Origin of the sequence: Pseudomonas sp. HN2, from assembly GCF_020736465.1 — a bacterium.
Lineage (GTDB): Bacteria > Pseudomonadota > Gammaproteobacteria > Pseudomonadales > Pseudomonadaceae > Aquipseudomonas > Aquipseudomonas moraviensis_A.
This window is the reverse complement of sequence record NZ_CP085885.1, coordinates 2,585,037-2,609,271: the sequence shown is the minus strand read 5'-3', so window position 1 is coordinate 2,609,271 and position 24,235 is coordinate 2,585,037. Positions and strand designations below refer to the sequence as shown.

The 24,235-nt window shown below is 60.0% G+C and carries 26 protein-coding genes; 18 read left to right on the top strand and 8 right to left on the bottom strand.

Translation table 11 applies throughout. The features are described from left to right. Window positions 1–6: 6 nt before the first annotated feature. Window positions 7–339, top strand: a complete 333-nt coding sequence (locus LIS66_RS11490) for a carboxymuconolactone decarboxylase family protein (RefSeq protein WP_217850152.1) — start codon at window positions 7–9, stop codon at window positions 337–339. Window position 340: 1 nt separating this feature from the next. Further along, a complete protein-coding gene (locus tag LIS66_RS11485) occupies window positions 341–1,342 on the top strand; it encodes an NAD(P)H-quinone oxidoreductase (RefSeq protein WP_227974299.1) in 1,002 nt (333 codons plus the stop codon). 66 nt (window positions 1,343–1,408) lie between these two features. On the opposite strand, the gene LIS66_RS11480 is transcribed toward LIS66_RS11485, so the two are convergent. Next, window positions 1,409–2,419: a zinc-dependent alcohol dehydrogenase family protein gene (locus LIS66_RS11480; RefSeq protein WP_227974298.1), complete on the bottom strand. Its 1,011-nt coding sequence runs from the start codon at window positions 2,417–2,419 to the stop codon at window positions 1,409–1,411. Window positions 2,420–2,578: 159 nt separating this feature from the next. Here LIS66_RS11480 and LIS66_RS11475 point away from each other — a divergent pair, with 159 nt between their 5' ends. Further along, window positions 2,579–3,493 carry a LysR family transcriptional regulator gene (locus tag LIS66_RS11475; RefSeq protein WP_227974297.1) on the top strand — a complete coding sequence of 305 codons (915 nt, stop codon included), beginning with the start codon at window positions 2,579–2,581 and terminating at the stop codon, window positions 3,491–3,493. Between the two features lie 12 nt (window positions 3,494–3,505). On the opposite strand, the gene LIS66_RS11470 is transcribed toward LIS66_RS11475, so the two are convergent. Continuing rightward, the gene (locus LIS66_RS11470; RefSeq protein ID WP_123418467.1) at window positions 3,506–4,390 is read right to left on the bottom strand and encodes a LysR family transcriptional regulator; all 885 of its coding nucleotides are present in this window, start codon (window positions 4,388–4,390) and stop codon (window positions 3,506–3,508) included. A gap of 163 nt (window positions 4,391–4,553) precedes the next feature. Between LIS66_RS11470 and LIS66_RS11465 the strand changes: the two genes are divergently transcribed. From LIS66_RS11465 to LIS66_RS11440, 6 genes are all read left to right on the top strand, one after another. Beyond that, entirely contained in the window at window positions 4,554–5,927 is a 1,374-nt protein-coding gene (locus LIS66_RS11465; RefSeq protein ID WP_227974296.1) for an MFS transporter, read from the top strand. Then, on the top strand, window positions 5,924–6,364 hold the full coding sequence (locus LIS66_RS11460; RefSeq protein WP_227974295.1) for a type II 3-dehydroquinate dehydratase: 441 nt from the start codon (window positions 5,924–5,926) through the stop codon (window positions 6,362–6,364). Before LIS66_RS11465 ends, LIS66_RS11460 begins: the two co-directional genes overlap by 4 nt. 207 nt (window positions 6,365–6,571) lie before the next feature. Further along, the gene (locus tag LIS66_RS11455; RefSeq protein WP_042610215.1) at window positions 6,572–6,781 is read left to right on the top strand and encodes a hypothetical protein; all 210 of its coding nucleotides are present in this window, start codon (window positions 6,572–6,574) and stop codon (window positions 6,779–6,781) included. A gap of 197 nt (window positions 6,782–6,978) precedes the next feature. Continuing rightward, complete coding sequence (locus tag LIS66_RS11450; protein ID WP_042610214.1) at window positions 6,979–7,803, top strand: oxidoreductase; 825 nt, start codon at window positions 6,979–6,981, stop codon at window positions 7,801–7,803. A gap of 291 nt (window positions 7,804–8,094) precedes the next feature. Next, window positions 8,095–9,036 carry an AraC family transcriptional regulator gene (locus LIS66_RS11445; RefSeq protein WP_227974294.1) on the top strand — a complete coding sequence of 314 codons (942 nt, stop codon included), beginning with the start codon at window positions 8,095–8,097 and terminating at the stop codon, window positions 9,034–9,036. A gap of 129 nt (window positions 9,037–9,165) precedes the next feature. Beyond that, window positions 9,166–9,714 carry a DUF3885 domain-containing protein gene (locus LIS66_RS11440; protein WP_227974293.1) on the top strand — a complete coding sequence of 183 codons (549 nt, stop codon included), beginning with the start codon at window positions 9,166–9,168 and terminating at the stop codon, window positions 9,712–9,714. A gap of 7 nt (window positions 9,715–9,721) precedes the next feature. On the opposite strand, the gene LIS66_RS11435 is transcribed toward LIS66_RS11440, so the two are convergent. Beyond that, entirely contained in the window at window positions 9,722–10,177 is a 456-nt protein-coding gene (locus LIS66_RS11435; protein WP_065617104.1) for a GNAT family N-acetyltransferase, read from the bottom strand. Window positions 10,178–10,309: 132 nt separating this feature from the next. On the opposite strand from LIS66_RS11435, the gene LIS66_RS11430 reads away from it, so the two are divergent. Next, a complete protein-coding gene (locus LIS66_RS11430; protein WP_227974292.1) occupies window positions 10,310–10,723 on the top strand; it encodes a PaaI family thioesterase in 414 nt (137 codons plus the stop codon). An 11-nt stretch (window positions 10,724–10,734) separates the two neighbouring features. Here the strand turns inward: LIS66_RS11430 and LIS66_RS11425 are convergent, their stop codons facing one another. Then, entirely contained in the window at window positions 10,735–11,193 is a 459-nt protein-coding gene (locus tag LIS66_RS11425) for a winged helix-turn-helix transcriptional regulator (RefSeq protein ID WP_042610209.1), read from the bottom strand. A 93-nt stretch (window positions 11,194–11,286) separates the two neighbouring features. On the opposite strand from LIS66_RS11425, the gene LIS66_RS11420 reads away from it, so the two are divergent. After that, entirely contained in the window at window positions 11,287–12,237 is a 951-nt protein-coding gene (locus tag LIS66_RS11420; protein ID WP_042610208.1) for an aromatic alcohol reductase, read from the top strand. A 72-nt stretch (window positions 12,238–12,309) separates the two neighbouring features. Continuing rightward, window positions 12,310–12,825 (top strand): hypothetical protein, encoded by a 516-nt coding sequence (locus LIS66_RS11415; protein WP_227974291.1) that lies wholly within the window; start codon window positions 12,310–12,312, stop codon window positions 12,823–12,825. Between the two features lie 112 nt (window positions 12,826–12,937). On the opposite strand, the gene LIS66_RS11410 is transcribed toward LIS66_RS11415, so the two are convergent. Together LIS66_RS11410 and LIS66_RS11405 are read right to left on the bottom strand one after the other, a co-directional pair. Beyond that, window positions 12,938–13,327 (bottom strand): DUF2694 domain-containing protein, encoded by a 390-nt coding sequence (locus LIS66_RS11410; RefSeq protein ID WP_042610206.1) that lies wholly within the window; start codon window positions 13,325–13,327, stop codon window positions 12,938–12,940. A gap of 103 nt (window positions 13,328–13,430) precedes the next feature. After that, complete coding sequence (locus tag LIS66_RS11405) at window positions 13,431–14,324, bottom strand: LysR family transcriptional regulator (protein WP_227974290.1); 894 nt, start codon at window positions 14,322–14,324, stop codon at window positions 13,431–13,433. Window positions 14,325–14,419: 95 nt separating this feature from the next. Between LIS66_RS11405 and LIS66_RS11400 the strand changes: the two genes are divergently transcribed. Continuing rightward, window positions 14,420–15,586 carry an MFS transporter gene (locus tag LIS66_RS11400; RefSeq protein WP_123418474.1) on the top strand — a complete coding sequence of 389 codons (1,167 nt, stop codon included), beginning with the start codon at window positions 14,420–14,422 and terminating at the stop codon, window positions 15,584–15,586. A 13-nt stretch (window positions 15,587–15,599) separates the two neighbouring features. On the opposite strand, the gene LIS66_RS11395 is transcribed toward LIS66_RS11400, so the two are convergent. Next, window positions 15,600–16,775, bottom strand: a complete 1,176-nt coding sequence (locus tag LIS66_RS11395; protein ID WP_042610203.1) for a XylR family transcriptional regulator — start codon at window positions 16,773–16,775, stop codon at window positions 15,600–15,602. A 286-nt stretch (window positions 16,776–17,061) separates the two neighbouring features. Between LIS66_RS11395 and xylA the strand changes: the two genes are divergently transcribed. The 4 genes from xylA to LIS66_RS11375 all read left to right on the top strand — a co-directional run bounded on the left by xylA (window position 17,062) and on the right by LIS66_RS11375 (window position 22,372). After that, window positions 17,062–18,378, top strand: a complete 1,317-nt coding sequence (gene xylA, locus LIS66_RS11390) for a xylose isomerase (protein ID WP_227974289.1) — start codon at window positions 17,062–17,064, stop codon at window positions 18,376–18,378. 147 nt (window positions 18,379–18,525) lie between these two features. Then, a complete protein-coding gene (gene xylF / locus LIS66_RS11385) occupies window positions 18,526–19,527 on the top strand; it encodes a D-xylose ABC transporter substrate-binding protein (RefSeq protein ID WP_016774327.1) in 1,002 nt (333 codons plus the stop codon). 151 nt (window positions 19,528–19,678) lie between these two features. Continuing rightward, window positions 19,679–21,235 carry a D-xylose ABC transporter ATP-binding protein gene (xylG, locus tag LIS66_RS11380; RefSeq protein ID WP_227974288.1) on the top strand — a complete coding sequence of 519 codons (1,557 nt, stop codon included), beginning with the start codon at window positions 19,679–19,681 and terminating at the stop codon, window positions 21,233–21,235. Continuing rightward, window positions 21,236–22,372: a sugar ABC transporter permease gene (locus LIS66_RS11375; RefSeq protein WP_227974287.1), complete on the top strand. Its 1,137-nt coding sequence runs from the start codon at window positions 21,236–21,238 to the stop codon at window positions 22,370–22,372. It abuts the gene before it with no gap. Between the two features lie 93 nt (window positions 22,373–22,465). Here the strand turns inward: LIS66_RS11375 and LIS66_RS11370 are convergent, their stop codons facing one another. Further along, window positions 22,466–23,092: a hydrolase gene (locus tag LIS66_RS11370; protein ID WP_227974286.1), complete on the bottom strand. Its 627-nt coding sequence runs from the start codon at window positions 23,090–23,092 to the stop codon at window positions 22,466–22,468. A gap of 222 nt (window positions 23,093–23,314) precedes the next feature. On the opposite strand from LIS66_RS11370, the gene LIS66_RS11365 reads away from it, so the two are divergent. After that, complete coding sequence (locus LIS66_RS11365; protein ID WP_227974285.1) at window positions 23,315–24,211, top strand: LysR family transcriptional regulator; 897 nt, start codon at window positions 23,315–23,317, stop codon at window positions 24,209–24,211. Window positions 24,212–24,235 lie beyond the last annotated feature (24 nt).

The following is a 24,235-nucleotide window of genomic DNA, read 5'->3' as shown; positions in this document are numbered from 1 at the left end:
ATTTCCATGTCGACTATCGATTTCAGCAGCCCACGCGAAGCCGCCCGCGCCTTCACCCCGAAACTGGCGCAATTCGTGGACTCAACGCTGTACCCGCAGATCTGGAGCGACCCCGCCTTGTCACCCCGCGAGCGCAGCCTGATCACTGTCGCCGCGCTGATTGCCGGCGGCCACTGCGAAGAATTACCCGCGCACCTGCGCCGTGCCGTCGGCAATGGCGTGAGCCATGAAGAGTTGTCGGCGGCGATCACGCACCTGGCCTTTTACGTCGGTTTCCCGGGCGCCATCACCGCCTCGGCCATCGCCAATGCCACGCTTGCCGACACGGAGCAACGCTGAGATGAAAGCCATCAAGCTGAAAGAATTCGGTTCGGCAGAAGTGCTGCAACTCGGCGAAGCGCCCAACCCTGAAGTACGCCCGACCGACCTGCTGGTGCGTGTCTATGCGGCCGGCGTGAACCGTGCCGACCTGACTCACCGAACCGGCGGCTACGGCCATGCGAACTTCGGCGACTCGTTGATCATCGGTCTGGAGATTGCCGGGGAAGTGCTCGAGACCGGCAGCGAGGTCAGCGGATTCGCCGTCGGCGACCGGGTGATGGGCGTGGTCGGCGGCGGCGCCTACGCCGAACTGGCGCGCATCGACTACCGCATGGCCATGCCGATTCCGGAGCAGCTCGACTATGTGCACGCCGCGGCGATTCCCGAAGTGTTCGTCACCGCCCACGAAGCGATGCTGCACCTGGCCCGACTCAAGTCAGGCGACTCAGTGCTGATCCATGCCGCCGCCGGTGGCGTCGGCTCCGCTGCCGTGCAACTGGCCTACGCCACCGGCGCCACGGTGTACGCGACCACCGAAGGCAGCAAGCTTTCGCGCGTCGAACACCTGGGCGCCGACGTGGCCATCGACTACAAAACCGAGGATTTCGCCGCAGTCATCGCCGACAAAACCCAAGGGCGCGGCGTCGATGTGATCATTGATTTCATCGGCGCGCCCTACTTCGCGCGCAACATAGCCTCGCTGGCCCACGGTGGTCGCCTGGTGCAGGTCGGCATTCTTGGCGGCGGCGGCAAGGTCGACGTGGAGCTGGAGCACATCCTCTACCGACATCTGCAAATCATCGGCACGGTGATGAAGTCGCGCACCCAGCCGGAGAAGCACGCGATGATCCAGCGCTTTCGCGACCACTGGCTGAAACGCTTCGCCGGCGCTGCGAGTCTGGAACCGGTGGTGGACAGCACCTTCCCGCTAACTCGCGCAGCCGATGCCCATCGGCGGATGGAGTCTTCGCAGAATGTCGGGAAGATTATTCTGACGATGCAGCCGGAGGATTTGCGCTAAGACAGACGTAAGAAAAGGCCAGTCAGTTGAGCTGACTGGCCTTGGTTTGTCTGACGTTTGCGCTGATCAGCTCACCTTGATCACAACCTTGCCAAACGCCCCTTTCGCCAGATGCTCATAGGCCTCGCGCGCCTGTTCGAACGGATACACATGGTCGATCACCGGGCGAATGTCGTGCTCGGCGAGGAACACGTTCATCCGGTCGAACGATGAACGCGGTGCCACCGCAATGCCGCGAATGGTGGTCTGGCGGAAGATCAGCGGCATCAGGTTCAGCTCGACGGTCTGCCCTGTCAGAAAGCCAATCTGCGCAATCCGCCCCGAGGCCTTGGTCGCTGCTACCGACTGATTGATGCCATTGCCTCCCGCCACATCGAGCAGCAGATCCACCCCCTTGCCCTCGGTAAGTTTGAGCACCTCGTCCGCCCAGTTCGGCGTGCTGCGGTAGTTGATGCCGGCGACCGCGCCCAGCCGTTTTACCGCGTGCAGATTGTCATCGCTGCTTGAGGTTGCGATGACTTTGGCGCCCAGCGCGGTGGCGATCTGCACGGCGAAGATCGATACGCCGCCGGTGCCCTGCACCAACACGGTATGGCCCGGTTGAATCGCGCCGAAATCCACCAGCGAGTACCACGCGGTGAGCGCAGCGATTGGCAGCGTCGCCGCCTCTTCATCGCTCATATTGGCCGGCGCGCCGACGGCGCTGTCCTGGTGGATGATCATGTACTCGGCCAAGCCGCCCGGCAGCGGCGAACCGAAGCAATAATCCGGTTCGTTCGTCCCCGGCTCGCCGTCCAGCCAGCGCGAGTACAGATGCGAATTGACCCGGTCGCCGACCTTGAAACGAGTCACACCGTCACCGATGGCGACCACGGTACCGGCGGCATCGCTGACCGGAATCAGGGGTTTCGGCACCAGGTGCGGCTCGTAGATGCCGTCAACGATGGCCTTGTCGCGGAAATTCAGCGATACCGCGCCGACCTTGACCAGCAGCTCGCCAGCCTTGGGCTGCGGCGTTTGCGTCTCGCCCAGTTGTAGATTGTCGAGCCCGAAATCTTTCAGTAACCACGCTTTCATGGTGAGCCTCCAAATACACGTTATTGGCCGCAAACCCTCAGCAGGTTTGCCTTGAGCCCATGATTGGCTTTAACAGCAGCGCAATAAATGCTTGGAAACAGACATGATTGTTCTATTCTCAGGCAACAAAACCCGACACTGAAGCTCACCGGGAAAGTCATGGAATTACTGCAATCGATGCGCCTGTTCGCCCGACTCGCGGAGCTGGGCAGTTTCACCAAAGCCGCCGAGTCGCTGGACATCGGCCGGCCGCAGGTCACTCGCTATATTCAGGAACTGGAAACGTCGCTGGGCGTGCGCCTGTTCCAGCGCACGACAAGGAAAGTGGCACTCACTGCCGAGGGTGAGCTTTTCTATCAGCGGGTCCAGGAAATTCTGGCCGAGATCACCGCCGCCACCACCATGTTCGATCGCACCGGAGCCACGCTGTCCGGCCGCCTGCGCATCGACATTCCCACGGCGTTCGCGCAGCTGGAATTCATCAAAAGCCTGCGCGAATTCACCGACACCTACCCCGGCATCGACATGGTGCTGGGCGTCACCGATCGCGCGGTTGATCTGGTCGGCGAAGGCATCGACTGCGCGCTGCGCATCGGCGAACTGCCCGACTCAACCCTGATCGCCCGCCCTATCGCCTTGGCGACCATGGTCACCTGCGCCGCGCCCGAGTATTTGCGCGAGCACGGCACACCGGAAACGCTTGCAGATCTGGCGAATCATCAAGGCGTGAACTTTCTCTCGGGCCAGAACAACCGCACCTTGCCCTGGCAGTTTACAGTTGAGGGCAAACAGAAAACCTACGTCAGCCGCAAGGGTATTACCGTCACCGAGTCGAACGCCTATGTGCAGTGCGGCGTATCAGGCTTCGGCATTATTCAGGCGCCGGGTATTGCGGTGGCCGAGCATTTGGCCAGTGGTGCGCTGGTGGAAATTCTGCAACCGCTGCGTCCGCTGCCTCGACCGGTGTCGCTGCTGTATCCAAGCCGCACGCATCTGCCGGCGCAGGTGCAAGTGTTCATCGAATGGTTGCAGGTGCGGTTTGTGCAGTTGCACGCAGCGTGGGTGCAGGACTGAAGTCAGGCCTCCTCACTCCCAGCCGTGCGCCTCTTCGATAAAGTGCAGCACTGCACTGGAGCGCTCGTCGATGCGGGAAATCAGCGACAGCTCACTGACCATTTCCGCCTGATTCAGCGGGATGATCCGAATGCCCGGCATGCTCAAACGAGTGACGGCCTCAGGCACGATACTCAAACCGATGCCCGCCGCCACCAGGCCCGGGATGCTCATCAGTGACGGCACGTACATGATGTTCTCGGGATGCAGCTGGTTCTGTCGGCACGCCTGCAGTGTATGCGAGGTCAGGCCGATGCCGGCGCTGTCCTGCAACAGCACGAATTTCTCGTGGCGCAGTGTCGCCAGCTCACCGCTGAAGCTGTCCGCCAGTTCATGGTTGTCCGGGATCAGCAAGACAAGCCGTGACTGGCTGAAATGATGGGTGCGAAGACGGTCCGGCAAGTGATCCTTGAACACGCGGGCAAATGCCAGATCGAGCTTGTGATCGAGCAACATGTCGAACTGCGCGCGGATCCCGGCATCCACCAGCGACACTTTGACTTCAGGGAATGTGCTGAAGTAATGCCGCAGCAATTGCGGCAGGTTGGCCTCGAACAACGCCGAGTGATAACCGATGTTGATTTCGCCTACCTCACCGCGCCGTGCACGTCGCGCGGCCGCCGTCGCCCGCTCACTGGCCTCTATCGACTGCCGCGCGTGTGGCAGGAATGCCTCGCCGGCGGCCGTCAACACCACGCTACGGTTTTCCCGGCGGAACAATGCCAACCCCAATTCGGCTTCCAGCGTACGCATCAATTGGCTCAACGCCGGTTGCGCGATGTCCAGTTGTTCGGCTGCCCGGCTGAAATGCTGAAGCTCGGCGGCGACTACGAAGGCTTTCAGATGACGCAATTCCATTTCAATGATCCATAAGGCTGGCTTATCTATTTATCGTGATTTCGATAATTATTCTCTAGAGCGAATGGGCTACTGTCTACTGACTTCGACGATCTGCCCAGGCCAGCGCTGAGCGCAATCGTACGGGGACCCCGTAACCATAAAAATAATGACGAGCCCCTCAATGAGCACAATCAGTCACGAGACACACGATTTGCGCATGCCTCGCAAAGCGGTGACCGCTGCGACCATCGGCACTGCGCTGGAATGGTTTGACTTCACCCTGTACGGCGCGGTGTCGGCAACCATCCTGCCCAAGCTGTTTTTCCCGGCCATGGAGCCGACCGCCGGGCTGCTGGCATCGCTTGCCACATTCGGCGTCGGACTCGCCGCCCGACCGCTGGGCGCGATTACCTGTGGCTACCTCGGCGACAAACTGGGCCGGCGCAACCTGATGCTCGCCACGGTCACCCTGATGGGCCTGGCGTCGGTGTTGATGGGGCTGTTGCCCACCTATGCGCAAGTGGGGATTCTCGCGCCGATTCTGTTGGTGCTGCTGCGCATCATCCAGGGCTTCGCGCTCGGCGGTGAATCCACCGGGGCGCAATTGATGGCGCTGGAACATGCCACGCCCGATCGTCGCGGGCGCTATTCCGGGCTGCTCGGTCTGTGTTCACCGCTGAGTCAGATATTGGCCAACGGCGTGCTGATGGGTCTGGCTGCTACCCTCTCAAGCGAACAGTTTGAAAGTTTCGGCTGGAGAATTCCTTTCCTGCTGAGCTTCGTGCTGGTGATCGTCGCGATCTATATCCGCCTGAAGGTCGATGAAACCCCGGCCTTCGTCGCGTTGAAGAAGAACCCGGTCAAACAGGAAAGAAGCCCGCTCAAATCGGCCATGGGCAGCCACTACAAGACCATCCTGCGTCTGATGCTGTTTTTCTGCTCACCCGCGGCGCTGTTCTACCTGATCGTGATTTTTTCCCTCAGCTACCTGACCAAGCATCTGGGCTTCAGCCAGTCGACAGGCTTCATGTCGCTGATGGTCGCCAACGTGTTCGCGATTGTCGGGGCGTTGGCCGGTGGCTATCTGTCTGATCGCTGGGGGCGCAAGAAAGCGCTGGCGTTCGGCTCGTGCATGACCCTGCTGATCCTGTTCGTCTACTTCCCGATTCTCAACACGCTGAACGTCGCCGCCATCATGGCAATCATGGGTCTGTTCCTCGGTTTCACCCAGTTTCAAAGCGGCATCCAGCCAGTGGCGTTTGCCGAAGCCTTTCCCACCCAGGTGCGCTATTCCGGCTCGGCCCTCGCCTATACCGGCGCCAACCTGGTGATCGGCGGCCCGATGCCGATGATTGCCGTGTGGCTGATGAGCCAGTCCGACAATTCGCCATGGCCTCTGGTGACGCTGTGCGCGGTGATCAATCTGATTTCGCTGGCGATGATCCTCATCGGCCCGGAAACCCGCGGCATCGACCTGAACGCCGTGACGCCAGACAACGCCGACACAACGGCCACACCCGCCCTCTCTCCAAATAACGCTGCAGGACGACCATGAACCGCACTGTCTTTATTCTCAACGGCCCGAATCTGAATCTATTAGGCCGCCGTGAACCGCATATCTACGGGCACACCACTCTTGAGCAAATTCGTCTGAGCAGTGAGCAACTGGCCGGGGAACTTGATCTGCACTGCGTGTTTCGCCAGACCAACCACGAAGGCGTGATAGTCGACTGGATTCAGGAAGCTTTCGAACAAGGCGCAGCAGTGATCATCAACCCGGCCGGCCTGTCGTTTCATTCCATCCCGGTACTCGACGCGCTGAAGTTGCTCAGCACACCGCTGATCGAACTGCATCTGTCGAACATCCACGCACGTGATGAATTGCATCGCCACTCGATCATGTCCGGGGTGGTCAATGCCGTGATCTGCGGCATGGGCGCCGACGGTTATGCGCTGGCGATACGGGCGGTCGATGACTTGTTGCGTCGATAGAAAGCGCGCTGGGCTCGTTCAGTGAACGCTGACGAGCCCCCCTTCAGCGCAACAGAATCAGGCAACTCGCCAACAGGATCTGCCTAACGCCAACACCACCCTGCCCCCTAATCTGAACCCATGCAGAACACACCTCTGCAAACGGGTTAACCAGATGCTGATCTGAACGACCCGGACCTCAATCTCGATTTGACCGGAGTCACCGCCATGAAAACTGTAAGCCAACTGATCGCCGTCGCCACTTTCGCCCTCAGCGCCAGCGCATTCGCCGTACCGAGCAATCAGGAAGATCGTTTCTTTACCCAGGTCAGCGAGCCACAGCAGACTGTTGCCGCCGACGGTTCAGACCGCACCCCACTGGGTGAGGCGCTCGCCGCTGACGGATCGGACCGCACCCCGGGTCGTCGCGCAGCCTAAGCGCGTGATGCCCAGAACAGAAAAGTCCTGCGGGTTTGAAACCTGCAGGACTTTTCCGCTTTTTGGGACCAGCGCTGAACCACTTGATCGCAACCAAATTGATAGGAACAGGCAATACTAAGATCCGATTCGGCATCGTCCGCCAGCGATATCCGCCCTAGCATGGCCTCTCTCATCGCCTGCAGGAGTAAAGATCCATGAAGACCCTTTTCATCACTGGTGTCAGCAGCGGCTTCGGCCAAGCGCTGGCCGCGGAAGCACTCGCCCAGGGCCATCGCGTGATCGGCACAGTACGCAGTGAATCCGCGCTGGCAGACTTCGAGGCGCTGTCGGCCGAGCGCGCACATGGCGTGCTGCTGGACGTCACCGATTTCGCTGCCATCGATGCGGTGGTTGCGGCGGTGGAGGATCGTCACGGCCCGGTGGATGTGCTGGTCAATAACGCAGGTTACGGTCATGAGGGGATTTTCGAAGAGTCCTCACTGGAGGAAATGCGCCGGCAGTTCGACGTCAACGTGTTTGGCGCAGTGGCGGTGACCAAGGCATTCGTCCCGTATTTTCGCCAGCGCCGTGCGGGACATATCCTCAATATCACCTCCATGGGCGGCCATATCACCATGCCGGGGATCGCCTATTATTGCGGCAGCAAATTTGCCCTGGAGGGCATCTCCGACACCTTGAGCAAGGAGCTTGCGCCCTTCGGTATTTTTGTCACCGCCGTAGCGCCGGGGTCATTTCGCACCGACTGGGCAGGCCGCTCGATGCAGCGCACGCCGCGCAGTATCAGTGATTACGACGCAAGCTTCGATCCGGTGCGCAAGGCCCGCGAGGAGAAAAACGGCCGCCAACTGGGCGATCCGCAGAAAGCTGCACGCGCCATGCTGACGGTAATCGACAGTCCAAACCCGCCGGCTCACTTGCTGCTTGGCAGTGATGCTCTGGCGTTGGTGCGTGACAAGTTGCAGCGCACGGCGGAGAGTATTGAGCAATGGGAAGACCTTAGCCGCTCGACGGATGGCTGAAGGCACGAAGATCAAGAGCCCCTCACCCCAGCCCTCTCCCGGAGGGAGAGGGAGCCGATCTCGGTGGATTCAAATCCTGAGCCTGCCTCGACGATTTCCGCAGGGCTTATTGCGCCAGAACAGCGCGGTCAGCATTCGGCGCGATTTTTCAGGTCGCCATATCCCGACCAAACACCACGGTCAGTCCCCTCTCCCTCTGGGAGAGGGCTAGGGTGAGGGCTCTGTCTGACACCCCGCCAATTAGCCAGACAGGTTCAAACTCGCCTTTTCACAAGAGGAGACCCACAACCCATGCCGAAACCGAAAGACCCGCTCACAACACGCATGGTCCAGTTGATGAGCCAGCTCGCCCCGCTGGAAGGCTACAACCTCAGCCCGCTGGACGATGTGCGTTTCCTGCGTTCCAACCGTCCGCTGACACGCACGCCGGTGTTGTACGAACCGGGCATCGTGATCCTCTGTCAGGGGCGCAAACGCGGTTATCTCGGCGATGAAGTCTACGTCTACGACGCTCAGCATTATCTGGTGGTGTCAGTACCGGTACCCTTCACCATGGAAACCGACGCCAGCGAAGCCGAGCCGATGCTCGCGGTGTACGTGCGTCTGGATTTCGCCCTGGCTGCCGAGCTGATTCAGCCAGTGGATGAGCTGTGGGATTTCCCCACGTCCCAGCCGATGGGCATGTACGCCTCGCCTCTCGACGAACCGCTACGCCAATCGACCCTGCGCTTTCTTGAAGTGATGAGCAACGATGCCGACGCGCGAATCCTCGGCCCGGCGATGCTGCGTGAGCTCTACTACCGCATCCTCACCGGCGAACAGGGCGGCACCCTGCGCGCCGCCATCGCCCAGCAAGGCCAGTTCGGCAAAGTGACCCGTGCCATCCACAAGATTCACAGTTGCTATCACCAGCATCTGGACGTAGAAGCCTTGGCGGAAGAAGCGCAGATGAGCGTGCCGAATTTTCATCTGCACTTTCGCAAGGTCACCGACTCCTCGCCGATGCAGTACCTGAAGTCGACGCGATTGCACCAGGCGCGATTGCTGATGCTGCGCAATGACCTGACCGCGGCAAAATCGGCATTTCTGGTCGGTTACGAAAGTGCCTCGCAATTCAGCCGTGACTTCAAACGCCTCTTCGGCCGCACACCGCTAGCGGAAGTGGCGTGGATGAAACAGGCCTATGCGCTGCCGGCACCGGCGACTGCGTCGCCGTTTGTGTCTTCGCACTGACTTCACCCGCGTCTTGAACACACAGAAATCCACATTGAAGGGAAGAAAGTGAATCTGAGAGCTGAGATTGAAAACGCATTTGGACCCCAGGCATTCGCCCGCCCGCTTTTCTATTCCTGGCCCGGAGGATTGCGTTTCGAACTCTCCGAAACGGGCGGAATGATCGAGCAATTTTTGACCGCTATGCGCAAATCCATAACCATCTGCGGCGACATTTTCCAGGGGGACGCATCGTTTGTCGCATGCCTGCGCATTCATTCCGGTCGCAATCGATTCGCCCATCGCAGCACTCTTCGCGCCCTTAAATCTGCTGGCATCGACACTCCATCAGCGCTGTGCATCTGGAGCGAAGAAATAGATAACGAGGAATGGTTCAGTGAGGAAGAGCCGGAATACTGGGTCAACGTCGCCTTCGAAGCGTCTGCCGCCCGCATTCAAGCATTACTCTGGTGCGCATTGGCCAAGGATTTCGCCGACATCCAACCGCGTGCGAACTGTGCTGTCTACCTGTTCAATCTGCACAAGCGAGTCATGGTCTTTCCCTATGACGACAGAGGCATGGACGTGGTTGGGACCAACACCGAGCAACTTTCGCAGCTCTATCAACGACACCATGCCTGGCTGCTCGACCATGACCGCGCAGCGATGGAAGCCTCATTCGGCAGGCACAACCGTTAGGTGAACGCTACCGCTCCAACGTTTTCGCCATGATGATCGTGCGCTCTTCTTGATGAAACTCATCTCTGACTTTCTTGAAGCCGAGCGAAGCATAGAAGCCTTCTGCGGTGACTGAGGAAGGAACGCGCAGTAGGTGGAAACCTGCGTCCATGGCGAGTGATTGTATGCTCTTCATCAGCTGTCTTCCGACACCCATTCCTTGAAAGCCCGGGTCGACAAAAACGCTTCGAACAACGTCTCGATCGAGACTTGCCGTTGCGACGATTTGACTGTCGAGCGTAGCGACCAGCACCTGACGCTCAGTCAAAAAACGAAGGATCTTCGAGGGCGAAAAACTTTCAATCACTCGATCAATGATTTCGGGAGGATAGTCGCGGGCATTGCTCTCACGGAGCGTCTTGATGATCGTTTCACTGATAGCCGATGCATCCGCATCGCTCGCGATGTGAATTTGAATATCCACCCAGGAGCTCCTTGCTTGTCAGTTCCGTGTACAGCACTTATCGCAGCAAATTCCCCATCCGCATAGTGCTTGCCCCCTTCTGTGTTTCCTCGCCCAATCACACAGGTCAGCCACCTGCATCAGGATGGGATCATGAACACCACGGCCATTCCCGAAGGCTTCACTCCATTCACCCGCAGCAGTCCGTTGCTGGATCTGCTCGGCCCGATCTACGCCAGGGGTCAGGGGCTGCAATTGGAACTGGGTTTACTGACCGACTCCCGCCACGCCAAGGGACGCGGTACTTTGCATGGTGGTGTATTGGCGACTTTGGCCGATGTGGGGATGGGTTACGCCATGGCCTTTGCCAGCGATCCGCCGCAGCCGTTGATCACGGCGAGCATGACCCTGGATTATCTCGGTGCGGTGCAAATCAACGAATGGCTCGAAGTGCGTCTTGAACACTCCAAAAAGGGACGTCAACTGGCGTTTGCTGGCGTCAGTCTGCACGTCGGAGAGCGAACGGTCGCGCGCGCCAGTGCCGTATTCGCGGTGCCGCTGAGCTGAAGCGCGAAACCTCAGTCTGAGGCTTCAGGATCGTCCCGCGCCGGCACAGGGATTTGCCACGAGGGTTTCTTGCCGATCTGGCTATCGAAGGTGCGTCGCGCTTCGCGGAAACCCTCGACGTTTTCCACCACCCAAGTCCAGATCGGCGACATCCGCACCAGCAATCCCATGCCCAATGGCGTCAGTTCGTACTCGACGTGCGGCGGCACCTGGTCGAGCTCGCGCCGGGTCAGCAGGCCGTCGCGTTCAAGCGCACGCAGGGTTTTGGTCAACATGCGCTGAGTCACGCCGGTCATCTGCCGTTTGATCTCGGCGTGACGCATGGTGCCGTAGACACCCAAGGCATGCAGGATGCCCAAAGACCAGCGACTACCGGCGTGTGCAAGCACTTCGCGGCGCACGCCATCATCGTCTCGTCTGAGCGTCTGGCAGATCGCTTCTGCCTCACTGAGCGCTTGCTGATCAGTCATTTCTTCACTTGGTATCACGCGTGTGCCTTCTTCTGAGTGCTGCCCGATCGTGCCAGCATTTGGCGATCTTACATGCAGATCTCAGGAGACATCATGACCGAATCGAACCACCCTTCCGCGCAATCCATTCTCGTCCTGGGCGCAGGCGAGCTCGGCCTGCCGGTTTTGCGCAACCTTGCGCGAGCAGCAAAGCGCTTGCCCGGCAGCACGATCAGCGTCCTGCTCAGGGCCTCGACGATCAACAGTCAGGTGCCGGAAAAGAAAGCCGAAATCGATGAACTGCGCAGTCTCGGCGTGCAGATGGTGGCGGCAGATCTGGTCAACGATTCAATCGACGAACTGGCCGAAGTCTTCGCACCGTTCGATACCGTCATTGGCTGCGCCGGCATGGTCGCTGGTCGCGAGACGCCGATGAAGCTGGCGACTGCTGCGCTCAAGTCGGGCATCAAACGCTACTTTCCCTGGCAGTTTGGCGTGGACTTCGAAGTGATCGGCCGGGGCAGTCCGCAGGATCTGTTCGATGCTCAGCTCGACGTGCGCGAACTGCTGCGCGCGCAGGACAAAACCGAATGGGTGATCATCTCGACCGGCATGTTTACCAGCTTCCTGTTTGAGCCAGTATTTGAAGTCGTTGATTTCGACAACGACACCGTTAACGCCCTGGGCAGCCTGGACACCGGCGTGACGCTGACGACCCCGGACGACATCGGCAAGCTGACCGCAAAAATCGTTTTCTTCGAACCGCGTTTTCGCAACGAGATCGTGTATCTGTCGGGCGACACGCTGACCTATGAACAGGTCGCGGGCCTTCTCGAACGCGTGCTCGGACGGCCCTTCAAGCGTAACGTCTGGACAGTGCCACACCTGATGCAGGAACTGGAAAAAGACCCCACTCACCACATCAAAAAATACCGCGCGGTGTTTGCCCAAGGTCGAGGTGTGGCGTGGCCGAAAGCGGGCACGTTCAATGAGCAGCGGGCGATTCAGGCCACGACGGCTGAGCAGTGGGCGAGGGAAAATCTTGGGCTGTCTGAAACCTCGTAAAGCTTAGTAGCATGTGGCCACTTTTCGGTATCATCTGCTTTTGAAAAGTCCGATGGTATCCAGGAGCAGTACATGTACGGGAATGGCAGATTTGGCTTGACGCTTTTGGCTGGAGCATTGGCACTGAGCGGTTGTACTTCACTGTTTCAGGGTAAACAGTATCAATTTCCCCGGCCGGATGAACCCTCGGCGACGGTCAGGCTTAAATATGAAAGCGGCACTAACCTCGATGCGATGACCTTCAACGAATCGGGATGTTACGCGGGCTTCACGCCTTTGCCCTTTACCGAGGGTTTTATCCAATCGCCGGTAGCTGTCGACAAAGAGCTGGTTTTGACTTACCGGCAAACAGTTGGTGGAAAGTTTTGCCAGATACCCTTCTCTTTCACCCCTCAGGCTGGGGCCAGCTATACGTTGAAGTCGGGCTACTGGACTGAACCCAAGGCTGGCCTTCTCCCGATCTTCACCTTCAATCAACAATACTGCGGCCTGGGCGTAGTCAAAAAAATCGGATCTCAGGAAAGCATCGAACCCATCAAGCAACTGCGTATCAAAACCGCTTTTGCATGCCTCAGATTCGTCGAGTGAAAACAACAACCTGCCTCGCTCGGCGCCCAGTAAAGAACATCGTGGTCCATCATTCTGCGGTGGCCCTTTGTAGCTGGGAGCCGACACTCGACAATACTTCGCTGGCGACCGTTTACTGGCTGGAAACACCTTGGCGCTTGGCATATTCCTGCGAGAGGCTCTGGGCGGTTTGTTGAGCATATTCAATACAGGGTTCAATTCTGCTTCGCACTCGAATTTCCTCGATAGCGGCGATTTGCGCGCTCTCGGTCAGGCACTTTTCAACCAGGGCGCTCGCGAGCGGCAAAGACACTGCTGGCAACGACGGAATAAATTCCCGGACAAAATCGGCAGCACTGGCAAGCCGGTTGGCATCGGTTGCAAAGGCCCACTCGCGCAGACTCACGTCATGCAGGTTGCCGCCTTGATCCCAGCCGTCGGCAAAACGGTCTGTTTTTCCGCAAGCGCCCAGCACGCCGCAAACCACTAAGACAAGCAATCCATTCAGCGTTTTCACAAACATCGGTACTCACTGTATTCAGACTGAAAAATGAAGAGCTGCAAATGATAGCAATATGATTGCATTTGCGTGCACAGAATCAGATCCGATGAAAAGATGCCACCTCTTACATCCGATGCTGCTCCAGCAAAAAATCCACAAACAACCGCACCCGTACCGGCATCGCCGCGCCGCCGACGAACACCGCATGAATCGGTTCCTCATCACCGGCGTTCCAGGCCTGCAGCAGCGGGATCAGCGTGCCGCGCTGCAAGTCTTCCCTGACGCTGAACTCGCCAATGCGCGCAATGCCGGCGCCGAGTCTGGCGAACTGGGCGAGTGCTTCACCGCTGCTGCATTCGATGTTGCCGCTGACCTTCAGGGCAAACTCCTTGCCGTCGCGGATGAACGGCCAGTTGGCTTCGGCGCGGCGGAAGTTGAAGCGCAGGCAGTTGTGCTTGAGCAGGTCTTCCGGTTCGACAGGCGTGCCGTGGCGTTGCAGATAGTCGGGCGATGCCACCACGACCTGGCCGGTGTGGCCGAGCCGGCGTGCGGTCAACGGGCTGTCGGGCAGATGGCCGAAGCGTATGGCGACATCCGCCTGGCCAGCGAGGATGTCGACTACTTCGTCGCCGAGGCTGAGGTCGACGACGATGTTCGGGTAACGGGTGGTGAAGGCTGCGACCAGCGGCACAATGGCCAGCCGTCCATGGCCAAGGGCGGCACTGACGCGCAAGCGGCCCTTGGGTACGCCTTGATCGGTGATGGCCTCTTCGACTTCGTCCATGTCGGCCAGAATCCGCCGGGCACCGCGCAGGAACGCCTCACCCTCGGCGGTAAAAGTCAGCGCGCGGGTGGTGCGCAGCAGCAAGCGGGTGCCGAGTCGCTGTTCGGCGCGGGCGATGATCCGGCTGACCGCCGAAGGCGTTAGGCCCAACGCACGCGCGGCCGCTGAAAGGCTGCCCTCCTGCGCCACGGTGACGAACACGCTCATTTCCCCTGATCTGCCGTTGAAGTCCATTCGTGCCTCTTACGCAAAGGTGATTGCCAAAATCGCCATCTACCGCCTGAAAACGATGGATCGTAGCATTGGCGGCATAGATGAGGAGACTTTCCATGCGTATCAATCCACCCCTTGTTGCACTCGCCGTCGGCGCCTTTGGCATCGGCGTCACCGAATTCGCGCCGATGGGCATGTTGCCCGGCATCGCTGCCGATCTCGGCGTTTCCATTCCGGCTGCGGGGTTGCTGGTCAGCGCTTATGCCCTGGGCGTACTGCTCGGCGCGCCGCTGATGACCCTGACCACCGGCAAAATTCCCCGGCGCTATCTGCTGATTGGCCTGATGGCGATTTTCACCCTGGGTAATCTGATGTCGGCGCTGGCCACCGATTACTACAGCCTGATGGTCGCCCGAGTGATCACTTCGCTCAATCACGGCGCATTCTTTGGGGTTGGCTCTGTGGTCGCCGCCAGCGTGGTCGCGCCGGAAAAACGCGCCGGCGCCGTGGCCGCGATGTTCATGGGCCTGACCCTGGCGACCATTGGCGGTGTGCCGCTGGCGGCCTGGTTTGGTGAGCTGTTCGGCTGGCGCACAGCGTTCTGGGGCATCACTGGCCTCGGTGTGCTGACCATGATCGCCTTGTGGTTCGCCCTGCCCAATCTGAAAGCAGAGCAAGGCGCGGGTGCGCTGGCGGAAATTCGTGTATTGGGCCGAGGTCCGGTGTTGGCCGCACTGGCCCTGACAGTGGTCGGTTCAAGTGCCATGTTCACGGTATTTACCTACATCGCGCCGATCCTCAGCAGCGAGACCCACGCCTCCGCCGCGTTCATCACGGCGATGCTGGTGCTGTTCGGGATCGGCTTGACCTTGGGCAACATGTGGGGCGGCAAGGCCGCTGACCGTTCGATTGATCGGACTCTGATCGTGTCGCTGAGCGCATTGATTGTGGTGTTGCTGGCGTTCACTGTGCTGATGCGCTGGCCACTGCCGGCCGCAGTGGCCATTCTGATCTGGGGCATCGCCAGCTTCGCCCTGGTGCCACCGCTGCAAATGCGCGTGATGGACGCGGCCAAGGACGCGCCCAATCTGGCTTCGGCGGTAAACATCGGTGCATTCAACTTCGGCAACGCCATCGGCGCAGCACTGGGCGGCGCGGTGATCAACGCCGGCCTGGGTTACCCGGCGATTTCCCTGGCCGGCGCGGCGATGGCCGGTCTGGGCCTGCTGATGGTACTGGCGTTCGCCTGGCGCTCCAGAGCCAGTGCCGCTGCGCTGGCGTGAGCCATTTGCAGCGCTACGCCCCGCCCTGCTGATACTCGCGGGGCGTGCAGCCGAACTCGCGACGGAACACCGTGTGCAGGTATTGCGCCGATTTGAAGCCGCAGGCCTGGGCAATGTCGGCAATCGCCGCATCGGTATTCTTCAAGCCGCTGGTGGCCGCTGCGAGTTTGAAACGCAGAATCTCGTCATGCACGCTGCAACCGCGCTCGGCGCGGAAATGCGCTTCCAGCGATGAGCGCGACACGCCGACATACGCCGCCACTTGCGCGGTCTTGATGCCCTGACAGGCATATTGACGGATGAACAGCAGCGCTTGCATGACGTAGGGATTGCCCAGCGGTTGGTGCAGACTCGATACCTGTACGTTGACCGCGTCCGGCGGAATCAGGATTTGCGTGCCGGTGGACGGCATGCCGTGGAGCATCTGGTGCAGCAACTGCGCGGCGGTGCGGCCCATGGTTTCGGTGCCCTGAATTACCGAACTCAGCGGCACGCGAGTCAGGCTGCGGGTCAGCGGGTCGTTGTCGATGCCGATCAGCGCGACCTGCTCGGGCACGGCAATGCCGGCGGTCAGGCAGGCTTGCAGCAATTGCCGGGCGCGGGCGTCGCTGACGGCGATGATGCCGATCGGTTTGGGCAGGCTGTGCAGCCAGGCGATCAGTTGTTCGACGGCGCTGTCCCACAGCGGTGCGCTGGTGCCCATGCCGCGATAGATCTCGGCGTGCAGGCCGTCGCGCTGCATCAGTTTGCGGAAGGCTTTTTCCCGCTCCTGCGCCCAGCGATTGGCCTGCGCCTGCGGCAGACTGAAACAGGCAAAGCGCTGCAACCCCGCCTCGACCAGATGCGAGTACGCCAGAGTGATCAATGCGTTGTTGTCAGTGGCGACGTAGGGAATCGCTTTCGGATAGGCGCGCGCATCCTCGTAGGAGCCGCCCACCGCCACCACCGGCAAGTGAATGTCGGCCAGCGCCTCGCCGATCAGCGGATCGTCAAAGTCGGCAATGATGCCGTCACCCTGCCAGCGCTCGATGCCCTTCAAGCGGCAGAGAAAATCCTCTTCCAGAAACAAGTCCCAGGAAGCGCGGGTGCTGCTCAGGTAGTTGCCGATGCCGCTGATGATCCCACGGTCATAGATCTTGCTGCCGTTGAACAACAGGGCGATGCGGTGCACGGGCGGTAGGCTTTTCATTCAGGATCCGGAGTTTGCGTCAGGCCATTCGCGAGCAGGCTCGCTCCCACGGTTTTATGAACGACACACATTCAGTGTGGGAGCGAGCCTGCTCGCGAAAGCGGTCTCAAATTTTTTTGTACTGTTCCGGGCCGCCTTGTCGCGGCGACGATGGACACAGACTAGGCGCGAAGCCGCTGAAGCTCAATACGCAAAATCGCACTCGCTGTTGAGGCTTTTCATAATAAGCAGGCACGGGGCCGTTGCTAGTATCGAGACACCGCCAAGAACAACAAGGACAAGGTCCATGCAGTATTTCCCCAATATCGAGCCGGTTCGCTACGAAGGCCCGAACAGTGATTCGCCCCTCGCTTTCCGTCACTACGACGCCAATAAACTGATCCTCGGCAAGCCGATGCGCGAACACCTGCGCATGGCCGCCTGCTACTGGCACACCTTCGTCTGGCCGGGCTCCGATGTGTTCGGCGCCGGCACCTTCAAACGCCCATGGCATGGCAGCGGCGAGCCGATGCAGCTGGCCATCGGCAAGGCTGAGGCGGCGTTCGAGTTTTTCAGCAAACTGGGCATCGATTACTACTGCTTTCATGACACGGACGTCGCCCCCGAGGGCAACTCGCTGAAGGAGTACCGCGAACACTTCGCGCAAATGGTCGATCGCCTCGAACAGCATCAGGAACAGAGTGGCATCAAGCTGCTCTGGGGCACCGCCAACTGCTTCAGCAACCCACGCTTTGCTGCCGGTGCCGCGAGCAATCCCGATCCGGAAGTGTTCGCCTGCGCCGCCGCGCAAGTGTTCAGCGCGATGAACGCGACCCATCGCCTCAAGGGTTCCAACTACGTTCTGTGGGGTGGCCGCGAAGGTTACGAAACCCTGCTCAACACCGACCTGAAACGCGAGCGCGAACAACTCGGGCGCTTCATGCGCATGGTGGTCGAGCACAAGCACGAGATCGGTTTCACCGGCGACCTGTTGATCGAGCCCAAGCCGCAGGAGCCGACCAAGCACCAGTACGATTACGACAGCGCCACGGTATTCGGCTTTCTCCAGCAGTACGGTCTGGAAAAGGAAATCAAGGTCAACATCGAAGCCAACCACGCGACCCTCGCCGGTCACAGCTTCCATCACGAAATCGCCACCGCCGCCTCGCTGGGGATTTTCGGCAGCATCGACGCCAACCGTGGCGATCCGCAGAACGGCTGGGACACCGACCAGTTCCCCAACAGCGTCGAGGAAATGACCCTGGCCACCTATGAAATCCTCAAGGCCGGCGGGTTCAAGAATGGCGGCTTCAATTTCGACTCCAAAGTGCGCCGTCAGAGTCTCGACGAGATCGACCTGTTCCACGGCCACGTCGGTGCTATGGACGTCCTCGCCCTGTCGCTGGAACGCGCCGCTGCGATGATTGAGAACGATCACCTGCAAACCCTCAAGGACCAACGCTACGCCGGCTGGCGTCAGCCGTTCGGGCAAGCGGTCATGGCGGGCGACTTCAATCTCGAGTCTTTGGCCGAGCACGCGTTCACCAACGAGTTGAACCCGCAAGCCGTCAGTGGACGTCAGGAAATGCTCGAAAACATCGTCAATCGCTACCTCTATCGCTGATCGCCAAGGAGCGCTGCCGACGCCACGACGCTGTGACAATTGCACGACAATTCTGTGCCTGCGGCGTCGGCAGATTCTCTACAGTTCTACCAGCCCGATTCATCGTCAGGCCGTGTCTTTCCAACAAAAATAAAAGGACGCACCACCATGAAGAACTTGAAACGTACGCTGTTGGCCAGTGCCCTGGCGTTGTTGGCCCTGCCGGTCATGGCTGACGCTACCCACCCGAAAATCGGTTTCTCCATTGATGACCTGCGTCTGGAACGCTGGTCGCGCGATCGCGATTACTTCGTCGCGGCGGCGGAAAAAATGGACGCCAAGGTCTTTGTACAATCAGCCGATGCCAACGAGCAGAAGCAGATTTCGCAGATCGAAAACCTTATCTCTCGCGGCGTCGACGTGATCGTCATCGTGCCGTTCAACGCTACCGTGTTGACCAACGCCGTGGCCGAGGCGAAGAAAGCCGGGATCAAGGTCGTGTCCTATGACCGGCTGATCCTCAACGCCGACGTCGACGCCTACATTTCCTTCGATAACGAAAAGGTCGGTGAGATGCAGGCCGGTGGCGTGCTGAAAGCCGCGCCCAAGGGCAATTACTTTCTGTTAGGTGGTGCGCCCACCGACAACAACGCCAAGATCCTCCGTGAAGGCCAGATGAAAGTGCTGCAACCGGCCATCGACAAGGGCGATATCAAGATCGTCGGCCAACAGTGGGTCAAGGAGTGGAACCCGACCGAAGCGCTGAGCATCGTTGAAAACGCCCTGACCCGGAACAACAACAAAATCGACGGCATCGTCGCCTCCAACGACGCCACCGCCGGCGGCGCGATTCAGGCACTGGCCGCGCAGCAACTGGCCGGCAAAGTGCCGATTTCCGGTCAGGACGCCGACCTCGCAGCCGTCAAACGAGTGATCGCCGGCACGCAAACCATGACCGTGTACAAGCCGCTGAAACTCATCGCTTCCGAGGCAGCCAAGCTCTCCGTGCAACTGGCGCGCAACGAGAAACCGGCCTACACCTCGCAGTACGACAACGGCAGCAAAAAAGTCGACACCATCCTGCTCACGCCAACCCCGCTGACCAAGGACAACATCGACTTGCTCGAACAGGACGGTTTCTACACCAAGGCGCAGATCGCCGGGCAGTGATCCGGACGGTTTGTCCGAAACCCTTGTAGGAGTGAGCCTGCTCGCGATGGCGGCGGGTCAGCCAGCTGAGCAGTATCTGAACTGACGCTATCGCGAGCAGGCTCACTCCTACAGGTCTGGTGTGTGAGTCCTTGGTATACGAGCCTTTTCCATGTCCGACTATCTGCTGCAAATGAACGGCATCGTCAAAACCTTCGGCGGTGTCAAAGCGCTCAACGGCATCGACATCAAGGTCAGGCCCGGTGAATGCGTGGGCCTGTGTGGCGAGAATGGTGCCGGCAAGTCGACGCTCATGAAGATCCTCTCGGCGGTCTATCCCCATGGCACCTGGGACGGTGAAATCCTTTGGGACGGGCAACCGCTCAGGGCGCAATCGATCAGCGAAACCGAAGCCGCCGGCATCGTCATCATTCATCAGGAACTGACCCTGGTTCCCGACCTGTCGGTGGCCGAGAACATCTTCATGGGCCATGAGCTGACGCTGCCCGGCGGGCGCATGAACTACCCGGCGATGATCCACCGTGCCGAAGCCTTGATGCGTGAGCTGAAAGTGCCGGACATGAATGTCTCGCTGCCGGTTTCGCAATACGGCGGCGGTTATCAGCAACTGGTGGAAATCGCCAAGGCGCTGAACAAACAGGCGCGTCTGCTGATCCTCGATGAGCCTTCCTCGGCCTTGAGCCGTTCGGAAATCGAGGTGCTGCTGGACATCATCCGCGACCTCAAGGCCAAGGGCGTCGCTTGCGTCTACATCTCGCACAAGCTCGATGAAGTTGCCGCGGTGTGCGACACCATTTCGGTGATCCGCGACGGCAAACACATCGCCACAACCGCCATGGCCGACATGGACATCCCGCAGATCATCACGCAAATGGTCGGCCGCGGAATGAGCAACCTTTATCCCAGCGAGCCGCACGAGATTGGCGAAGTGATTTTCGAGGCGCGCCACATTACCTGCTACGACGTCGACAACCCCAAGCGCAAACGGGTCGACGACATTTCCTTCAGCCTCAAACGTGGCGAGATTCTCGGTATCGCCGGACTGGTCGGCGCCGGCCGTACCGAACTGGTCACCGCACTGTTCGGCGCCTATCCCGGTCGTCACGAAGGCGAAGTCTGGCTGCACGGCCAACCGATCGACACGCGCACGCCGCTGAAAGCGATCCGCGCCGGCCTGTGCCTGGTGCCCGAGGATCGTAAGCGCCAGGGCATCATTCCCGACCTCGGTGTCGGCCAGAACATCACCCTCGCCGTACTCGAAAGCTATTCGAAAATGACCCGCATCGATGCCGAAGCCGAACTGGGCTGCATCGACCGGGAAATCTCCCGCCTGCATCTGAAGACCGCAAGTCCGTCCCTGCCGATCACCAGTTTGTCGGGCGGTAACCAGCAGAAAGCCGTACTCGCCAAGATGCTCCTGGCGAAACCGCGCGTGCTGATTCTCGACGAACCGACCCGAGGCGTGGACGTCGGCGCCAAGTATGAGATCTACAAGCTGATGGGCGCGCTGGCCGCCGAGGGTGTGTCGATCATCATGGTTTCGTCGGAACTGGCCGAAGTGCTCGGCGTGTCCGACCGCGTGCTGGTGATCGGCGAAGGCCAGTTGCGCGGCGATTTCGTCAACCATGAACTGACCCAGGAACAGGTGCTCGCCGCCGCCCTCAGCCAGCCGGGCAGCCATAACAATAATGATCGGAAAACCGCGTAAATGAATCAGGTCAAACAACTTTTCACCCGCTACAAGATGCTCGCGCTGGTATTTGCCGTGGTGCTGATCTGGCTGTTCTTCAGCTGGCAGACCGAGGGCGGCTTCCTCACCCCGCGCAACCTCTCCAACCTGCTGCGGCAGATGTCGATTACCGGAATTCTCGCCTGCGGCATGGTGCTGGTGATCATCAGCGGCGAGATCGATTTGTCGGTCGGCTCATTGCTCGGCCTGCTCGGTGGGCTCGCGGCGATACTCGACGTGGTCTATCACATTCCGCTGCTGGCGAATCTCAGCCTGGTTGCCCTGTGCGGGTTGGTCATCGGGCTTGCCAATGGCTACATGGCTGCGTACCTGCGCATACCGTCATTTATCGTCGGCCTCGGTGGCATGCTCGCGTTTCGCGGCATTCTGCTGGGGATCACCGGCGGCACTACCATCGCCCCGGTATCGCCGGAGCTGGTGTATGTCGGCCAGGGTTATCTGCCCCACGCGATCGGCACAGGCCTGGGTGTGCTGCTGTTCGTGCTGACGATTTTTCTGACCTGGAAACAACGGCGCAATCGCGCCCTGCATGGCCTGGCGGCGCATTCACTGGTGCGTGATGTTGTGCGCGTGCTGTTGATCGGCGCGGTGCTCGCTGGTTTCGTTCAGACCCTCAACAGCTATGACGGCATTCCGGTGCCGGTCCTGCTGCTGCTGATTCTGCTCGGCGTGTTCAGCTACGTCACCAGCCAGACCGTGTTCGGCCGCCGGGTCTATTCGGTCGGCAGCAACATGGAAGCGACGCGCCTGTCCGGGATCAATGTGCAAGCGGTCAAGCTGTGGATCTTCGGCATCATGGGCGTGATGTGCGCCCTCGCCGGCGTGGTCAACACCGCACGCCTCGCAGCCGGCTCACCGTCGGCCGGGAGCATGGGCGAACTCGACGCCATCGCCGCCTGCTTCATCGGCGGTACCTCCATGCGCGGCGGCTCCGGCACCGTCTACGGCGCCCTCCTCGGCGCATTGGTGATCACCAGCCTGGATAACGGCATGTCGATGCTCGACGTCGACAGTTACTGGCAGATGATCGTCAAGGGCAGCATTCTGGTGCTCGCGGTCTGGGTGGATGTGAGTACGCGCACGGCGCGGCGTTGAAACGTTGCAGGTGAGTTGGTAAAACGCCAATGAGGCCTGATCACAGGCCTCACTTTTTCCTATCAACGGCGTGAACCGTCTCTTGCGACTGGCTTAAGCGTGCTTTTCTGCGTTGAAACCATCGGCGTTTTCAAACACCCCCATGAAGCCCGGAACAGTGGCCTCACGCGCCCAATCACGCTGCAGTTCGCAATACATCTGCACCCGGCTGATCAGTTTTGCCCCTGCCTGTTCCATCCGCCGCAACGCGGCTTCATGCGCGGCAACCGAGGTACCGCCGACCGCATCGACCGGCACGTAGACTTCATAACCTTCCTGGATCGCATCCAGCACCGGGAAGGTCAGGCACGCCTCAGTCCACAGCGCGGTCATGATCAATTTGCGTCGGCCCATGGCCTTGACCGCTTGTTTGAACTCGACGTCTTCCCAGCTGTTGATCGAAGTCCGGTCGTAGGTCGGCAGATGCCCCAGCACATCCTGCAATGGCTGAATCGGCGGCTTGTTGCGCCCGGTCGCAACGTTGACCGTCGAGTGCACGATGGGCAGGTTGTAGTTGACGGCCGCCTTGGCCACGCTGGTGATGTTGAACACCAACTCATCGCGCGGCATGGAGCGGATCGAAGACACCTGGATCGGTTGGTAGTCGATGATGATCAGCGCCGCGTTTTCCGGCGACAGGAGTTGATCGGTGTGCGGGTTGCGGATCGTTTCGCTTGTCATGTGTTGCTCCTGCTTCTAGTTGTCTTTTTACGCGTAGCGAAACGTGAAAGTCCGCTTGATGACTTGGCGGGCGCTCACCGCTTTCGCTGGCGCGGGAGGATCACTTCATTCCGGACCACGGCCGTTTGCCGAGTTGTCCGAAAGCAGGATTGTGCTGTTGCGGGACTCGTCGCAGTAGTAGCATCCCGTGCGTTGCTGTGTCGCACTTTGAGGAACGCCGATTTGGATATCGAAGAGCTGCAAACCTTTGTAGAGGTCGCTGATGCAGGCGGTATATCGTCTGCTGCGATCCGGCTGGGCGTGTCCAAATCGATTGTCAGCCGCAGGCTCGCGAGGCTGGAGGCCGAGTTGGGCATTCAATTGCTGGCGCGCACGACACGTGGCGCGGCGCTTACCGAGGCCGGAACAGCCTTCCGCGAGCATGCCGCCCGGGTCTGTGCCGAAATCGACCTGGCGAAGGAAACGATATTGCCTTCCGGCGCTCTCCGTGGGCGTTTGAGAATCGCCGCGCCGCTGTCCTTCGGGCCGACCCACTTCGCGCCCATGCTCGCGGAAATGGCTCGTCGTCATCCGCAGCTGCAAATACAGACCTGCTACAGCGATCGCTTCGTTGACCTGATTGCCGAAGGTTATGACTGTGCGATCCGCGTTGGCTATCTACCCGACTCCAACCTGATCGCCAGAGGCATCGGGCCGATTTTCACCAAACTCGTCGCCAGCCCCGATTACCTAAAAGCCCACGGCGAACCCGAATCGCCGCAGGCGCTGGGCGACCACGAAGCGCTGATGCAAGCGACCGAAACGTGGCAATTCATGGATGGCGACAAGGTTATCTCGGTGCGTCCGCAAGGCCGCTTCAAGGCGGACAACGGGGTGGCGCTGGTCGCGGCGGCAAGAGCGGGGCTGGGTGTCGCCTATCTGCCGGATTGCCTGACTTATGAACATGTCATCTCCGGTGCGCTGGTGCCGATCATGACCCGATTCCCACCGCCGCCCGCCGGCGCCTACGTGGTCCGCCCACCCGGGCCGCATCCGGCGCGCAAGATTCACGCCCTGGCCGAACTGTTGATTGAATCGTTCGGCCAGTCACCCCATTTCGCCAAGCCTGTATCTGTGTGATACCCACCTCGGAAGAAGGACCTG